The sequence below is a fragment of the Methylomonas koyamae genome (assembly GCF_006483455.1).
Lineage (GTDB): Bacteria > Pseudomonadota > Gammaproteobacteria > Methylococcales > Methylomonadaceae > Methylomonas > Methylomonas koyamae_B.
Window position 1 is genome coordinate 1 of the sequence record NZ_PPPU01000016.1, and the last position, 14,272, is coordinate 14,272.

12 protein-coding genes are annotated in these 14,272 nt (G+C 54.7%); 3 read left to right on the forward strand and 9 right to left on the reverse strand.

Going from position 1 to position 14,272, the window contains the following annotated elements:
- Positions 1 to 101: 101 nt before the first annotated feature.
- Entirely contained in the window at positions 102 to 485 is a 384-nt protein-coding gene (locus C2U68_RS09175; protein WP_140912188.1) for a hypothetical protein, read from the forward strand.
- 94 nt (positions 486 to 579) lie between these two features.
- Here C2U68_RS09175 and trmL read toward each other — a convergent pair whose 3' ends face one another.
- The 3 genes from trmL to secA form a co-directional block, all read right to left on the reverse strand.
- On the reverse strand, positions 580 to 1,062 hold the full coding sequence (trmL, locus tag C2U68_RS09180; RefSeq protein ID WP_140912189.1) for a tRNA (uridine(34)/cytosine(34)/5-carboxymethylaminomethyluridine(34)-2'-O)-methyltransferase TrmL: 483 nt from the start codon (positions 1,060 to 1,062) through the stop codon (positions 580 to 582).
- 8 nt (positions 1,063 to 1,070) lie between these two features.
- Complete coding sequence (locus C2U68_RS09185; protein WP_140912190.1) at positions 1,071 to 3,572, reverse strand: glycogen/starch/alpha-glucan phosphorylase; 2,502 nt, start codon at positions 3,570 to 3,572, stop codon at positions 1,071 to 1,073.
- 127 nt (positions 3,573 to 3,699) lie between these two features.
- On the reverse strand, positions 3,700 to 6,450 hold the full coding sequence (gene secA, locus C2U68_RS09190) for a preprotein translocase subunit SecA (protein ID WP_140912191.1): 2,751 nt from the start codon (positions 6,448 to 6,450) through the stop codon (positions 3,700 to 3,702).
- A gap of 350 nt (positions 6,451 to 6,800) precedes the next feature.
- On the opposite strand from secA, the gene trkA reads away from it, so the two are divergent.
- On the forward strand, positions 6,801 to 8,156 hold the full coding sequence (gene trkA / locus C2U68_RS09195) for a Trk system potassium transporter TrkA (protein ID WP_140912192.1): 1,356 nt from the start codon (positions 6,801 to 6,803) through the stop codon (positions 8,154 to 8,156).
- Here the strand turns inward: trkA and C2U68_RS09200 are convergent.
- Genes C2U68_RS09200 through C2U68_RS09225 form a run of 6 tightly spaced genes read right to left on the reverse strand, consistent with a single transcriptional unit; the run spans position 8,144 to position 11,814 of the window.
- Positions 8,144 to 8,695: a hypothetical protein gene (locus tag C2U68_RS09200; RefSeq protein ID WP_140912193.1), complete on the reverse strand. Its 552-nt coding sequence runs from the start codon at positions 8,693 to 8,695 to the stop codon at positions 8,144 to 8,146. The genes trkA and C2U68_RS09200 overlap by 13 nt on opposite strands.
- Positions 8,686 to 9,219, reverse strand: coding sequence for a hypothetical protein (locus C2U68_RS09205; RefSeq protein WP_140912194.1), 534 nt, complete (start codon positions 9,217 to 9,219; stop codon positions 8,686 to 8,688). The genes C2U68_RS09200 and C2U68_RS09205 overlap by 10 nt, the downstream gene beginning before the upstream one ends.
- 4 nt (positions 9,220 to 9,223) lie before the next feature.
- Positions 9,224 to 9,598, reverse strand: coding sequence for a VOC family protein (locus C2U68_RS09210; protein ID WP_140912195.1), 375 nt, complete (start codon positions 9,596 to 9,598; stop codon positions 9,224 to 9,226).
- 32 nt (positions 9,599 to 9,630) lie between these two features.
- Complete coding sequence (locus C2U68_RS09215; protein WP_140912196.1) at positions 9,631 to 10,428, reverse strand: hydroxypyruvate isomerase family protein; 798 nt, start codon at positions 10,426 to 10,428, stop codon at positions 9,631 to 9,633.
- A 2-nt stretch (positions 10,429 to 10,430) separates the two neighbouring features.
- Complete coding sequence (locus tag C2U68_RS09220) at positions 10,431 to 11,309, reverse strand: NAD(P)-dependent oxidoreductase (RefSeq protein ID WP_140912197.1); 879 nt, start codon at positions 11,307 to 11,309, stop codon at positions 10,431 to 10,433.
- A gap of 10 nt (positions 11,310 to 11,319) precedes the next feature.
- Positions 11,320 to 11,814 (reverse strand): nucleoside triphosphate pyrophosphohydrolase family protein, encoded by a 495-nt coding sequence (locus C2U68_RS09225; RefSeq protein WP_140912198.1) that lies wholly within the window; start codon positions 11,812 to 11,814, stop codon positions 11,320 to 11,322.
- A 225-nt stretch (positions 11,815 to 12,039) separates the two neighbouring features.
- On the opposite strand from C2U68_RS09225, the gene C2U68_RS09230 reads away from it, so the two are divergent.
- On the forward strand, positions 12,040 to 14,217 hold the full coding sequence (locus C2U68_RS09230; protein ID WP_186289556.1) for a TonB-dependent receptor family protein: 2,178 nt from the start codon (positions 12,040 to 12,042) through the stop codon (positions 14,215 to 14,217).
- Positions 14,218 to 14,272: the final 55 nt, after the last annotated feature.

Here is a 14,272-nt window from a genome sequence, read left to right on the forward strand (position 1 = left end):
TTTTTTGGGGCCGGCTCTGCCCGCCACCTATTTGGCAGGGCAATTTGTACAGCACCAGCGTGTTAAATTACTATGTGGGAATACAACCGACGAGGAAAATCATGACCAGAACCGAAGCCATTCTGAACAAGGGCCAACCGCTTTTCGAGGACAATTCCTACACCCTGTTATGGACCAAATTTTTGGGCCTGAGCCTGTTAGCGTTCACCTCTTACTACGTTTACGACAAACAGAAGAAGCTGCTGATCAAACTCAACGGCCGGGAGAAAACCTATCTAATGGGGGTGTCTTATTACTTGACCAACCAGCACGGACTCAGCCCGAGAGCCGTAATCGAAAATACCAGCCTGTTCAAAGATATCTGCCGCGCGATTGCCGACCGCAAAGGCGGATTTTATCAAAACTTGTTTTCCGAAAAATCTAAAGACCAAGCCAAGAACTACGCCGCGCAAACCTATCGGAAACACAAGAACGGTAAAGACTAGGATTTGGTACCGGTTAGAATCCCGGCTTATACGCTCGCCCACCTCAGTCTCAACTCGCCGAACTAAAATCAGGAAAAGGACCGACGACCGGCAGTTAAGGCAAGCGCGGTTTGATCACCGCGTCCGGGAAGCCCAACTGCTTCATCGCTTCATAAAGTACAATTGCGACAGTATTGGAGAGATTCAGACTACGGCTTTCCTGACGCATCGGCAGATACAATTGGTACTGGGCCGGATGTTCGGCGAGGAACGACATCGGTAAACCGCGAGTCTCCGGGCCGAACAACAGCGCGTCACCCGATTGAAAACGGACTTCGCTGTAAACTTCCGAACCCTTGGTGGTCAACGCGAACAACCGTTTGGGCCTGATTTTTTCGACGTAATCCGCCAACGAAGCATATTGGCGAATACTCACCCATTCGTGGTAATCCAGCCCGGCTCGCCGCAGCCGTTTGTCGTCCAGATCGAAGCCCAACGGCTGAATCAAATGCAGATGTGCGCCCGTATTGGCACAAAGCCGGATAATATTGCCGGTATTGGCCGGGATCTCCGGCTCGAACAGAACGATATCCAGCATCGCTGCCTTTAATTGTCGACCTTAACCGGTTCCAGTTTCCAGATATCGCGGTTGTATTCGCTGATAGTACGGTCCGTGGAAAACTTGCCGCTGGCAGCGGTGTTGATAATACTCATTTTGGTCCAGCGTTCTTGATCGCGGTAGGCCAATTCCACCCGGCGTTGAGCATCAATGTAGCTGCGAAAATCGGCAATCGTCATCCACGGGTCGTGCGGGCTTTTGATCGAACCGATGATATCGTCGAAAATGCCCGGCTCGAATTGATTGAAATGGCCGCACTCAAGCAGGCGCATGACTCCTTGCAGATCGGTATCCTGATTAATATAGGGCTGCGGATCGTAATGCGGACGCAAGGCCTCCACTTCAGCTTCGGTCAAGCCGAACAGGAAAAAATTCTCAGCACCGACTTCCTCGCGAATTTCAATGTTGGCACCATCCAACGTACCGATAGTCAAGGCGCCGTTCATCATGAACTTCATGTTCCCAGTACCGGACGCTTCTTTACCCGCCGTCGAAATTTGCTCGGACAGGTCGGCGCCGGGGCAGATTTTTTCCATGGCCGATACGCAGTAATTCGGCATGAACACCAGTTTCAGTTTATCGCCGACGTCAGGATCGTCGTTGATCACATTCGCCACGTTGTTGATCAACTTGATGATTTTTTTGGCCATCACGTAGCCGGGCGCGGCTTTGCCGCCGATCAGCACACAACGGTCGACCCAGTTGGCCGTATCGCCGCGCTTGATCCGGTCGTAGAGATGGATCACGTGCAATACATTCAGAATCTGGCGTTTGTACTCGTGAACGCGTTTGACTTGCACGTCGAACAAAGCATCGACATTGATTTCGATATCGTGCTCTTCTTTCTTGTAATCGACCAGTCGTTGCTTACTGGCACGATTGAGCTCGTACCACTTCTTGCGGAACGCGGCATCCTCAGCATAAGGCCTGAGTTTGGCAAGTTGCGACAAATCGGTGACCCAGGCGTCTCCAATCGTCTCGGTAATCAATTGCGCCAATTCAGGGTTGCAGCCTGCCAGCCAACGCCGCGGCGTTACGCCGTTGGTTTTGTTATTGAATTTTTGCGGCCACAATTCGTAAAAGTCTTTGAACAGGCCGTCCTTCAGCAACTTGGAATGCAGTTCGGCGACGCCATTGACCGAAAAACTGCCGACAATGGCCAAAAACGCCATGCGCACTTGTTTTTGATGACCTTCCTCAATGATCGACATCCGGGCCATCCGGGCGCCATCCCCAGGCCAACGCGCCGAGACCTCGGACATGAAATGAGCATTGATATCAAAAATAATCTCCATCAAGCGCGGCAACAGGGTTTGCATTAAGCGCACCGACCATTTTTCCAGCGCTTCGGGCAACAAGGTATGGTTGGTATATGCCATCGTACTGCGGGTGATACCCCAGGCCTCCTTCCAGGACAAGCCGTGAATATCCATCAAAAGACGCATTAATTCGGCGACAGCGATGCTGGGATGGGTGTCATTCAGCTGAAAACAGTTTTTCTCGGCAAATTTAGCGAAATTATTGCCGTGACGGCCGACCCAGTTGGCAATCACGTCCTGCAAACTGGCAGACGCCAGTAGATACTGCTGTTGCAGGCGCAGAGCCTTGCCGTTTTCGTTGGCATCGTTCGGATACAACACCATCGTGATGTTTTCGGCCGTATTTTTTTCGGCCACCGCCTCAGCATAGTCGCCGGCATTGAATTCCTGCAGATTGAACTCTTCGGTCGCAATCGCTTTCCACAGCCGCAGAGTGTTTACCGTGCCGTTTTTATAACCCGGCACCGGCGTGTCGTATGGCATAGCCAACACATCGTGAGTATCGATCCAACTGGTACGCTTGTTGCCTTTTTCGTCGATATGGCTTTGGGTCCGGCCGCCGAATTTGATCCGATGCATGTATTCCGGGCGCTCGATTTCCCAAACGTTGCCCATTCGCAGCCAGTGGTCCGGGCGCTCGATCTGCTCGCCGTTGACGATTTGCTGAGAAAACATGCCGTATTCGTAACGCAAACCGTAGCCGGTGACCGGCAATTGCAAGGTGGCACAGCTATCGATAAAACAAGCCGCCAACCGCCCCAGGCCGCCGTTACCCAATCCGGCATCGGGCTCGCTTTCCACTAATTCTTCCGCTTCTAAGCCCAAATCGTACAAGGCTTGCGTGACGACATCGTCTACGCCTAAATTCAACATCGCGTTACTCAACGAACGGCCGATCAGGAATTCCATCGACAGATAGAACGCTTTTTTACAATCGGAATCGCGATAAACGTTGTACGTTTTCTTCCAGCGCTCAACCAAGCGGTCACTGATGGCTAGAGACAGCGCTTCATAGGCGTAGTGGGGCGAACGGCAATTTTCGTCGCGGCCGAGGCGGTGGCTGTAGTAGTGTTTGAAATCGGCAATGAAATGCTTTTTTTCCATGCCGAGTTTCGGCAATTTGGTGATATCGGCGGCGGGACTGCTTTTATGAAAAACTCTATGCGGCATAGTGATTACCTCAGGAACTAGTGGACTATTAAGCCTCGAGCCGCGATTGCGGGCGGCGAGCCGAGCTCTAAACTCCGAGCACCGAGTCGGTGCGGTGCCGCGCTTGCAAGCGGCACCGCAATCCCGATCACTCTAGCTTACCATGGCACTGCTTGTACTTTTTACCCGATCCGCAGGGACACGGATCGTTACGGCCGACCTTGGCGCCGTGACGCACGAAAGGCTGTTCCGCCAAACCGGACTCTGACTCCGGTTCCTGCGCGGCTGGAGCCGGTGCAGTCTCTTCAAATACGGATTGGGCTTCGGCGTGTTCGAAATGCATTTCCTGCGGCGCCTGACGCTGCTCGTCGATGGCCTGCACGTCTTCTTCCCGTGCGATCTGCACTCGGGCCAAAATCATCACGACTTCGTGCTTGATGTGGTCCAGCAAGCTGTTGAACATTTGGAAGGATTCCCGCTTGTATTCCTGCTTCGGATCCTTTTGCGCGTAACCGCGGAAATGGATACCTTGACGCAATTGATCCATTGCGGCCAAGTGTTCTTTCCAGGCGTTATCCAGGACTTGCAGCATGACCGATTTTTCGAAATGGCGCATGACTTGCGTCCCGACAGTCTGCTCGCGGCGCAGGCCTTCTTCCGCGGCCTTTTCCACAATCAGCTCACGCAATTTTTGCTCGTTCAAACTGCGGTCGCTATCCAACCACTCGCCCAGCGGCAAGCTCAAATGAAACTCTTGCTGCAAATGGGCTTCCAGACCACGCACGTCCCATTGCTCTTCCATCGTCTTCGGCGGAATGAACTGGGTAATCGCGTCGTTCAACACGTCGGCGCGAATCGCAGTAATAATGTCGCTGATATCCTCAGCTGCCATCAATTCATTACGCTGCGCGTAAATCACCTTACGCTGGTCGTTGGCGACGTCGTCGTAAGCGAGAATTTCCTTGCGGATATCGAAGTTACGGTTCTCGACTTTGCGTTGCGCGCTTTCGATAGACCGCGTCACCCAAGGATGTTCAATCGCTTCGCCCTCTTCCATGCCCAGCTTCTGCATCAGCGACGCCACCCGTTCCGACGCGAAAATCCGCATCAAATCGTCTTCCAGCGACAAATAAAACCGGGTCGAACCAGGATCGCCCTGCCGACCGGAACGGCCGCGCAATTGGTTGTCGATCCGCCGCGATTCGTGGCGCTCGGAGCCGATCACGTGCAGACCACCGCTGGCCAACACTTGCTCGTGCCGATCCAGCCAAGCACCGCGAACCCGCTCTTTGTCGGCTTCGCTGGCGTCAGGCCCCAGCGCATCGAGTTCGGCATTCAAGTTACCGCCCAAAACGATGTCGGTGCCGCGACCGGCCATGTTAGTGGCAATCGTGACGGCGCCGGGCAAACCGGCCATTTCGATAATGTGCGCTTCCCGCTCGTGTTGTTTCGCGTTCAAGACTTCATGCTTGATGCCCTGCTCGCGCAGCATCGCCGAAATCCGTTCGGAATTTTCGATCGAGGTGGTGCCGACCAAGACCGGTTGGCCGCGCTTGGCGCAGTCCTTGATGTCTTCGATCACGGCTTTGTATTTCTCGCGGGCCGACAGATAGACCAAATCGCCCATGTCCTTGCGAATCATCGGCCGGTGGGTCGGAATCACCACGACTTCCAGACCGTAGATTTTATTCAGCTCGAAAGCTTCGGTGTCGGCGGTACCGGTCATACCGGACAACTTATGATACAGGCGGAAATAATTCTGGAAGGTAATCGAAGCCAGAGTCTGGTTCTCGTTTTGAATCGGCACTCCTTCTTTGGCTTCCATCGCTTGGTGCAAACCCTCGGACCAACGCCGACCCAGCATCATCCTGCCGGTAAACTCGTCGACGATAATGACTTGGCCGTCTTTGACCACGTAATCGACGTCGCGCTGGAACAAGACATGCGCCCGCAAAGAGGCGTTCAAGTAATGCATCAAGCGAATGTTGACCGGGTCGTACAAAGTGGAGCCTTCCGGAATCAAGTCTTGCTCGGTCAGCAAACGTTCGACTTTCTCGTAACCGGCTTCGGTCAAGTGAATTTGCCGCTGTTTTTCATCGACCGCGTAATCCCCCGGCATCTTGTCTTGCTGCTCCGGATCCTCGGCTTTTTCCTGCTTGGTCAGATGCGGAATGATGCGGTTGGTAATCGAATAGATGTCGGTACTACCCTCGGCTTGACCGGAAATAATCAACGGCGTTCTGGCCTCGTCGATCAGGATCGAGTCCACCTCGTCGACGATGGCAAAATGCAACTCGCGCTGGACTTTCTGTTCCAGGCTAAACGCCATATTGTCGCGCAGGTAGTCGAAACCGAATTCGTTGTTGGTGCCGTAGGTGATATCTGCCGCATAGGCAGTTTTACGTTGTTCGTGGTTCAAATCGCTGACAATGACGCCGGTGGTCAATCCCAGAAATCCGTAGAGCCGCCCCATCCACTCCGCGTCGCGCCGGGCCAGATAATCGTTGACGGTAACGACGTGTACGCCTTTGCCGGGCAAGGCGTTCAAGTATGCGGCCAAGGTTGCCATCAAGGTTTTACCCTCGCCGGTTTTCATCTCGGCAATCTTGCCGCTGTGCAACACCATACCGCCGATCAACTGCACGTCGAAATGGCGCATGCCGAAAACGCGGGTGGAAGCTTCGCGGACCGCGGCAAACGCCTCCGGCAACAAATCGTCGAGTTTTTCACCCTGGGTCAAACGATCGCGGAACTCTTGCGTTTTAGCCTGCAAAGCGGCGTCGGATAATGTTTCGTACTCGGCGGCCAGCGCATTGACTTTCTTGACCAGCTTGCGTTTCTTCTTGACCAGCCTGTCGTTGCGGCTGCCAACTACCATTTTAACCAGCTTACCCAGCATGATACTTCCAGTGTGAGAGTGAACCAAAGTTTGCGATTATAAACGTTATGAGGCGGCAATGACCAGAAAACAAGCCTAACGCACTGGGCCGGCCGACGGCTTACATAGCGAACGAGGCCGGTTTAGCCCGGTTGTGCGCGCAGGTCGAAATCGTTGGCAAACTCTAATCCCCGCCGCGTTTTATACCAGCACCGCCCGCGCCGGTATCCGCAGGCAATTCGGCGCCGCCAAGCTCGGGTTTTAGCATGGACATGCCGGGCGATAGGCGTATAATCCGCGGCCTTTAACCCAGCTGGCTTAGCATCTAGCGGAATCTGTCCGCCAAGCCCTTATCCCCGGCGTTACGTGTCATGAAAATAGTTATATTAGGTGCCGGCGTGACCGGCTCATCGGTTGCCGGCGCCCTGGCCAGCGAAGAAAACGATATCGTGGTTATCGACAAAAACCCCAGCCTGCTAACCGAACTGAAGGGGCGCCTGGATATCGCCACCATCGAAGGCAACGCTGCCCATCCGAGTATTTTGGAACAAGCCGGCATCCGCGACGCCGACATGGTGATCGCCGTCACCGACCGCGACGAAACCAATATGCTGGCCTGCCAGGTGATCAACACGCTGTACAGCAAACCCAAAACCATCGCCAGGGTGCGAGCGATCGACTTCCTGAACCATCCGCAATTATTCCAACCCGGCGGCATCGATATTGTCATCAGCCCGGAACAGGTCGTCACCGAATCCATCCACAATCTGATCAAATACCCCGGCGCACTGCACGTTTCCGAATTCGCCGACGGTTTAGTCCGTTTGTTTTCGATCCGGGTAGTGCCGACCGGCTTCCTGACCGGCAAACGCATCCACGCCGTCAAAGAAAAACTGGCCGACAGCATGATCCGGGTTGCGGCGATCTTCCGCGACGGCAAGGCAATCGCGGTTAACGGCGAAGCGGTCATCGCCAGCGGCGACGAAGTGTTTTTCGTCTGCCCGCGCGAAAAAGTCCTGAAGACCCTGATCGACCTGCACAAGCTGGAATCGCCAATCAAAACGATCATGCTGGCTGGCGGCGGCCATGTCGGAAAGCGTCTGGGCATCGCCTTGCAGCACAATTACCAGGTCAAAATCATCGAGAAGGATATCAACCGCGCCCGGGAAATCGCCAACGACCTGCGCCGCACCCTGATTTTGCACGGCGATTGCACCGACGAATCCCTGCTGCAGGAAGAAATGATCGAGAACATCGACCTGTTCTGCGCGATTACCAATAACGACGGCATCAACCTGATCGCCGCCGGCCTGGCCAAGAAACTGGGCGCGAAAAAATCGATCTGCCTGGTCAACAATAACTCTTATTTGAAACTGCTGGACGGCAGCGATATCGATTTGGCGATTCAACCCAAACTAGAGACGCTGGGCGGGATTTTAAAGCACGTCCGCAAAGGTGACGTGGTCGGCGTCAGCTCGGTATGCGGTGGCAGCGCCGAAGCCATCGAGGCCATAGCCCACCGCAGCAAGAACTCTTCATCGGTAGTCGGCTTGCGCGTCGACCAGGTCAACTTACCCGACGGTGTGATTCTGGGCGCTTTGATTCGGGAGAAGGAAGTGATTCCGGTCCATCACGATACCGTGTTCGCCGAAGGCGACCACGTAGTGATGTTCGCGCTGAATAAAAAGCTGATTAAAGATATCGAAGAATATTTTCAGCCGATCTGATTTTCGAAATCGGCATCGATACAAGCCAACGCCCGCTGCGGCAGGCCTTCGGCGGTATCCGACTGTAACGACGCCCGACTGTCTTCGTGAACAGCCGTCATGAACTGCAACAGTTGCATTTCAATCTGCAATTTCTGCTGCGGTTCGTCAGTCTCCCACATCCGGTTCAGCAACTGTTTGGCGTGGTGATGGATCGTGAATGCGACCGCTTCCGGCAAGTGGCCGTAACTACGGCATAGCGAGTCTTTCAATTTATCCAGCGACTGCAAATATTGCTGGTAATCCTGCAAGTCTTGCCGACAACGGGTTTTCAGCATCGCCAGTTCATTCTGGTTGCGTGCCTTGTTCAAAGCCAATTCGTGCGCGAGTTGCTGGCTGCGTTTTTTTAATTCCGCCACCAGTTCCTGCTCAGCCAAAGCTTGTGCGCGGCGCAGTTGCACCAGGTCGTCCTGCCGGGACAAGCGCCAATGCAGATTGTCATCGCTACTACGCCGCCAAAACGTCAAGGCTTCCGCCAACCAGCGCCGCATCACGGACATGGCAATTGTTTGCGCAATGCCAGCATCGCGGCCGCATCCGCCTGCTTGTAATGTTGCCTTAGCGATTTGCGCAGTGCCTTATAAGTCGCAGCGGGCACCCGCTTGCGGACCGCCGCCAGCTCAGCTGCGATAGCTTGCCGTAATTGCCGCAAATGTTTACGGTTGTTTGCGGCAGAGATACGCCCGCGCTCAAGTTGCATCCGATAACGCAGTTGCCGCGCCTCCGCAGCGGCGCGCAAGCCGGCGTCACGGAGTTGGTTGCGCAACGCCCACCAACAGCGAATTTCCGCGGCATCGCGCCGAAAATAGCTACGCAACTCCTGATACAGCGCTTTTGCCAAAGCAATCAGACCAAGCACTCCCAACCCAACCAGCGCAAGTAATAGAAACTTACTCGCTACAGCGTAAAAAAAACCGGCCAGTAAAGCCAAACCAAGCCGAAAACAGAAAAAACCGGTTACAAACAACAACATTGCCAGACTGCCAACCGTCAATCCCAGGTACATGATGCGCCCTAATCGCATACACTCAAGCCCGCTCGATGAACTCCAGCGCATTACCGTCGCGATCCCGGCAAAACAAGGCCCGACGTCCGGAAATACTTAGCGTATAAGCAACACCGGACGCCTCCAAATCGCTCCGCAACGCGTCCACCGAATCGATATGCATCGCCACGTGGCGGTCGCGACCACCGTGGGCCGGCCGACCGGTAGTCGGATCCGGGTTTTCCAGCTCCAACAAATGGATCTGCTGGTCGCCGATTGCCAGCCAAGCGCCTGGAAACGGCAACGGCGGACGTTCGATAAGCTGCATGCCGAGTACATCCCGATAAAAACGCAGCGACTGCTCGGTATCGGAAACAATCAGACTGGCATGGTGAATCGTGAAGTTATGCTTGGACATATTTCTGGTCTAACAATTGGACGTTATTTGGATTATACCGCGCGAACATTGCCTGCCGAGCAGCTTTTCAGCCAAGTAAGGCTATCGGCGGTTACTGCGCTTGGCCGGTATTCGGCTCCGGTCCAGCCTGCGTAATCGGAATCGCGAATAATTTGGAACAAGGCTGAAAAATCCACTGCCCCGCTACCCGGTTCACCGCGTCCCGGACAGTCGGCAAACTGGATATGGCCGACTTGGCCAATGTGGCGGCGCAGAAAATCGGCGCAATCCTCGCCCATCCGGCTCATGTGGTAAATATCGTATTGCAAGCGCAATTGCGGATGATTCAAGTCGTGCAGTATTTTCAGCATCTGCGCGCTGCTATCGACAATAAAACCCGGCATATCGAAACTGTTCACCGCTTCGAAAACGGTGATGATATCTCTCTCAGCAAACACCCGAACGGCGTAATCCAGATTTTCCAGAAAGGTTGCCCGGTATTCAGCGAAACGTTCCGAGTTCAGGCAGCGGCCGGGCAACACGTTTATCGCTCCGGGCCGCAACACTTCGGCATAGCCTAGCGCCTGTTCCACTGCCCGTTGAAAATCCTGCCGCTTTTCCGGCACCGCGGCGAGACCTTCGCTGCCTTGCAACAAGGTATCGGCATCGACATTGAACAACACCAGCCGCAAGCCGTTGTCATCCAACAGCTGCCGCAATTCCGCGGCCGGAACGCTGTAGGGGAACTGAATTTCTACCGCATCGAATCCGCTGGCCTTGGCGGCCGCGAACCGTTGCGCCAGCGGATATTCGTTAAAAAGCAGGCTGAGATTGGCGGAAAACTGCAACATGGTTAAGATCGGAGATATTGCTTGACCAAGGTCGAAGGGTCCTGCTCCAGAAATCCGCGACTGCCGTGCAATTGCATCAGTTGCGCCGCCAGCCCGGACATCGGCACCGCGCTGCCCTGCTTGGTAGCCAGTTCGACCGCCATGTTCAAATCCTTCAGCAAGGTTTTAACCCGCCACTTCACCGGTTCGAAACGCTCTGCCGCCATTTCCGGCCCTACGATTTGCAAGGGTTTGGAATCGGCGAAACCGCCGGCCAAAGCTTCCGGTATTTTGGCCGAGTCAACGCCGGCCGCTTTGGCCAGGGCCATCATTTCCGCAATCACCAGTACGTTGCAACTGACGATCATTTGATTGCAAATTTTGGTGGTCTGGCCGCTACCGACCGGCCCCATATGAGTCAGGCGGCTGTATAAAGGCCGCAGCACCTCGCGCGCAAGGGCAATATCGGCCGCATCCCCTCCCGCCATGATGGCCAAAGTTCCTTGCTCGGCGCCGGCGGTGCCGCCGGAAACGGGGGCGTCGACCCAAGCCATGCCGCACGCGGATTCCAATTCACGGGCCAGCCGCCGGGTGGCTTCCGGGTCGATACTGGACAAGTCGATCAGCAATTTACCGGGACCGCCGTTGTCCAATATTTGGCCTGCGACAACCTGTTCTACGGCGGCGGTATCCGACAAACATAAAATCGTCACATCGACTGCGCGCACCAGTTCGGCAACGGAACCGCAAACCACGGCACCGGCCTCGGCTACCGGCTTGGTTTTTTCCGGATTTCGATTCCACACCCAAACCTGGTCACCAGCTTGCAGCAGGCGCAACACCAGCGGCCGGCCCATCAGGCCGATGCCAACGAAACCTAATTTGTAGGGTCGCCCAAGCATAGTAGCCCGCTTATTCGAACAAAGCCGGACTCAAGTCGATCCGTACCGAATCGCCCTGCCCACTCAATAGATGGCGCTGCAAAATTTGGAAGGCCTGGTCGAAATCGGCATTGACAAAACGCTGCGCCAGATGCACACAGATGGAATACAAACCCGAGTAATGCACGGTTTCGCCCGATGCGCATTGGTTGACCTTATCGGATAAAACCCTGACCACCGACAAGACCGAACCGTCCTGGCGCCAGTTGGCCGCAACCGTCACCACATCGTCGCCACGGGTCGCAATGGCCGCCAATGCGTTGAACGCCAAGTCCACCAAACCTGCCAGTATTTTTTCCAGATCGCCGGCGGCGATCGCTTTAAAGGTGTCGCTGGCGCAATCCAGCAACAAAGCCTGGCGTAGGACAATATCCATATCCGAAAGACGGCCGGCATCGCCTTCTTCCGGTTGGACGATGCCGAAAGTGTCGTGAAAAGCCCTGACTTGTTGCAGATGTTTATTCATCGTTTTCCCCAAACTTAACAAATGACCGGGCATGGTACAGGGCTAAAAATAAAACAGCAAAAAATCCAATCCAATGCGGCGCAAGACACTCACGCCACCACTACCAAAGTGAATGGTAAATAATATGCATTATCATTTACCTTTTGCATTAAGGAACGTATACTTCCGTTAACTTTGGTAAATACCCTACTTGTCTTATAGAAACTACCGATGCGGATCAACACCATGCCGAAAAAATATTCACACCTTTTGATACCCGGTCAAATCGCCATACTCCTCGGCCATTCTCCGATTTTGCTCGCAGCACCCGCCGCCGAAGATTCTGAGCTGGAAATGCCGGTGGTGGAAATCGTCGATTCCGCGGAAACCCTGCAAAAAATCCCCGGCACCATCAATGTACTGACCCAGGAAGAGTTGTTCGAAAGCCATGTGTTTAACGTCAACGAGGCGTTGCGAAAAATCCCTGGCGTCAATGCCCGCGACGAGGAAGGTTTCGGCATGCGGCCCAACATCGGTATCCGCGGCATGAACCCCACCCGCTCCACCAAAACCTTGTTATTGGAAGACGGCATCCCGCTCTCGTACGCTCCTTACGGCGATAATGCCAGTTATTACCATCCGCCGATCGAACGTTTCGCCAGCATCGAAGTGTTGAAGGGTCCGTCGCAAATCTTGTACGGCCCGCAAACCATCACCGGCACTATCAACTATCTGACGCCGAATCCGCCGAGCAAGCCCGGCGGTTATCTAAGCTTTACCGGCGGTACCCGCGACTTTTACGACGGCCATTTCAACTATGGCGGCACGGTCGGCGATTTCGGCGGTCTGGTCGATATCACTCACAAAGAAAGCCGCGGCGCCCGCGACAATACCCATTCCGACATCAACGATTTCAACATTAAAGGTGTCTACGATATCGACGCGAGCAATGCCCTGACCATTCGCGCCAACTATTTCCAGGAAGACTCGCAATTGACCTATTCCGGCATCACCGACGCCGAAATGCGCAACTTCGGGATTCGCTACAACCCGTTTAAAAACGACCGGATGATGACCGACCGCTGGGGTACTTCAGTCACCCACCAGTACAGCATCAACAATAACGCAACGTTGACCACCAATGTCTATTGGTCGCATTTCCATCGCGACTGGTGGCGCCAAGCCAGCACGACCACCGACAACCAGTGCGGCTTCAATACCGCCAGACTCAATGGCGTCGCGGTCAATCCCGACGCTTGCAACTCGATTCAGGGCCGGTTGCGGGATTACTACAGCTACGGCGTCGAACCGCGTCTCCATGTCAACCACAAAACCCTGGGCATCGACAACGAACTCGACATCGGCTTCCGCGCCCATTTCGAAGAACAGCAGCGGATTCAGGAAAATAAACAATTTTTGACCGGCACGATAACCTCGTTCGCCGAACGTAACGAGCGCGAAACCGATGCCTACTCCGGCTTTGCCCAAAACCGGTTCATACTCGGCGATTGGAGTTTGACGCCGGGCGTTCGTATCGAACACGTCGATTTTCGCCGCCTGAACAAACTCACCAACGCTGCCGGCGATACCACGCTGACCGAAATCTTGCCGGCGTTCGGTATCGCGCATACGCCAAACGACAAGATCACCACCTTTTTCGGTTTTCACGGCGGCTTTGCCCCGCCGCGCGCGGAGGATACGCTGAGCAATGTCGGCACCGTCGTGGACGTCGGGCCGGAGAAAAGTTGGAATTACGAGGTGGGCGTCAGGACCAAACCATATAAAGGCGCCAAATTGGATGCCACCTTGTTCCACGCCGATTTCTTGCAGCAAAACGCAGTCGGCAGCATCGCCGGCGGTTCCACCCCGCTGGCCGCCGGACAGGCTCTATATCAGGGCGCCGAACTGTCGGCCCGCCAGGACTTCGGCCCGTTGTTCGACAGCGATCATAACGTTTACCTGCAAGCCGCTTACACTTGGGTCGGTACTGCCGAGATGACTTCCGCTTTCCACTGTCTGGCCACCGGCACCGATTGCAATAACGACACGGCGCGTGCGATGGCCAACGGCAACTTTGTCGGCAACCGCCTGCCCTACTCGCCGGAACACAACCTGACTACCACCATCGGCTATGCCCATGCCAGCGGCTTCGATCTGCATCTGGAAACGGTTTACGTCGGCGAACAATTCAGCGATTTTGCCAATACCGGCACGGCGCCGGTCAACGGTAACGGCCAAACCGGCAAAATCGACGACTATGTAGTGTTAAACGTCGCCACCACCTACCACGCCAAACCGATCAACACCGATTTCTTCGTATCGCTGAAAAACCTGCTCGACGAGACTTACATCGTCGACAGGACCCGCGGCATTCTGCCCGGCTCGCCGCGTTTGGTCCAAGCGGGATTTAAAGTCAACTTCTGATATTTGGGTAGGGTGATTCAAGATACAAGGATGTATCAGTGTGCAGCATCCACTC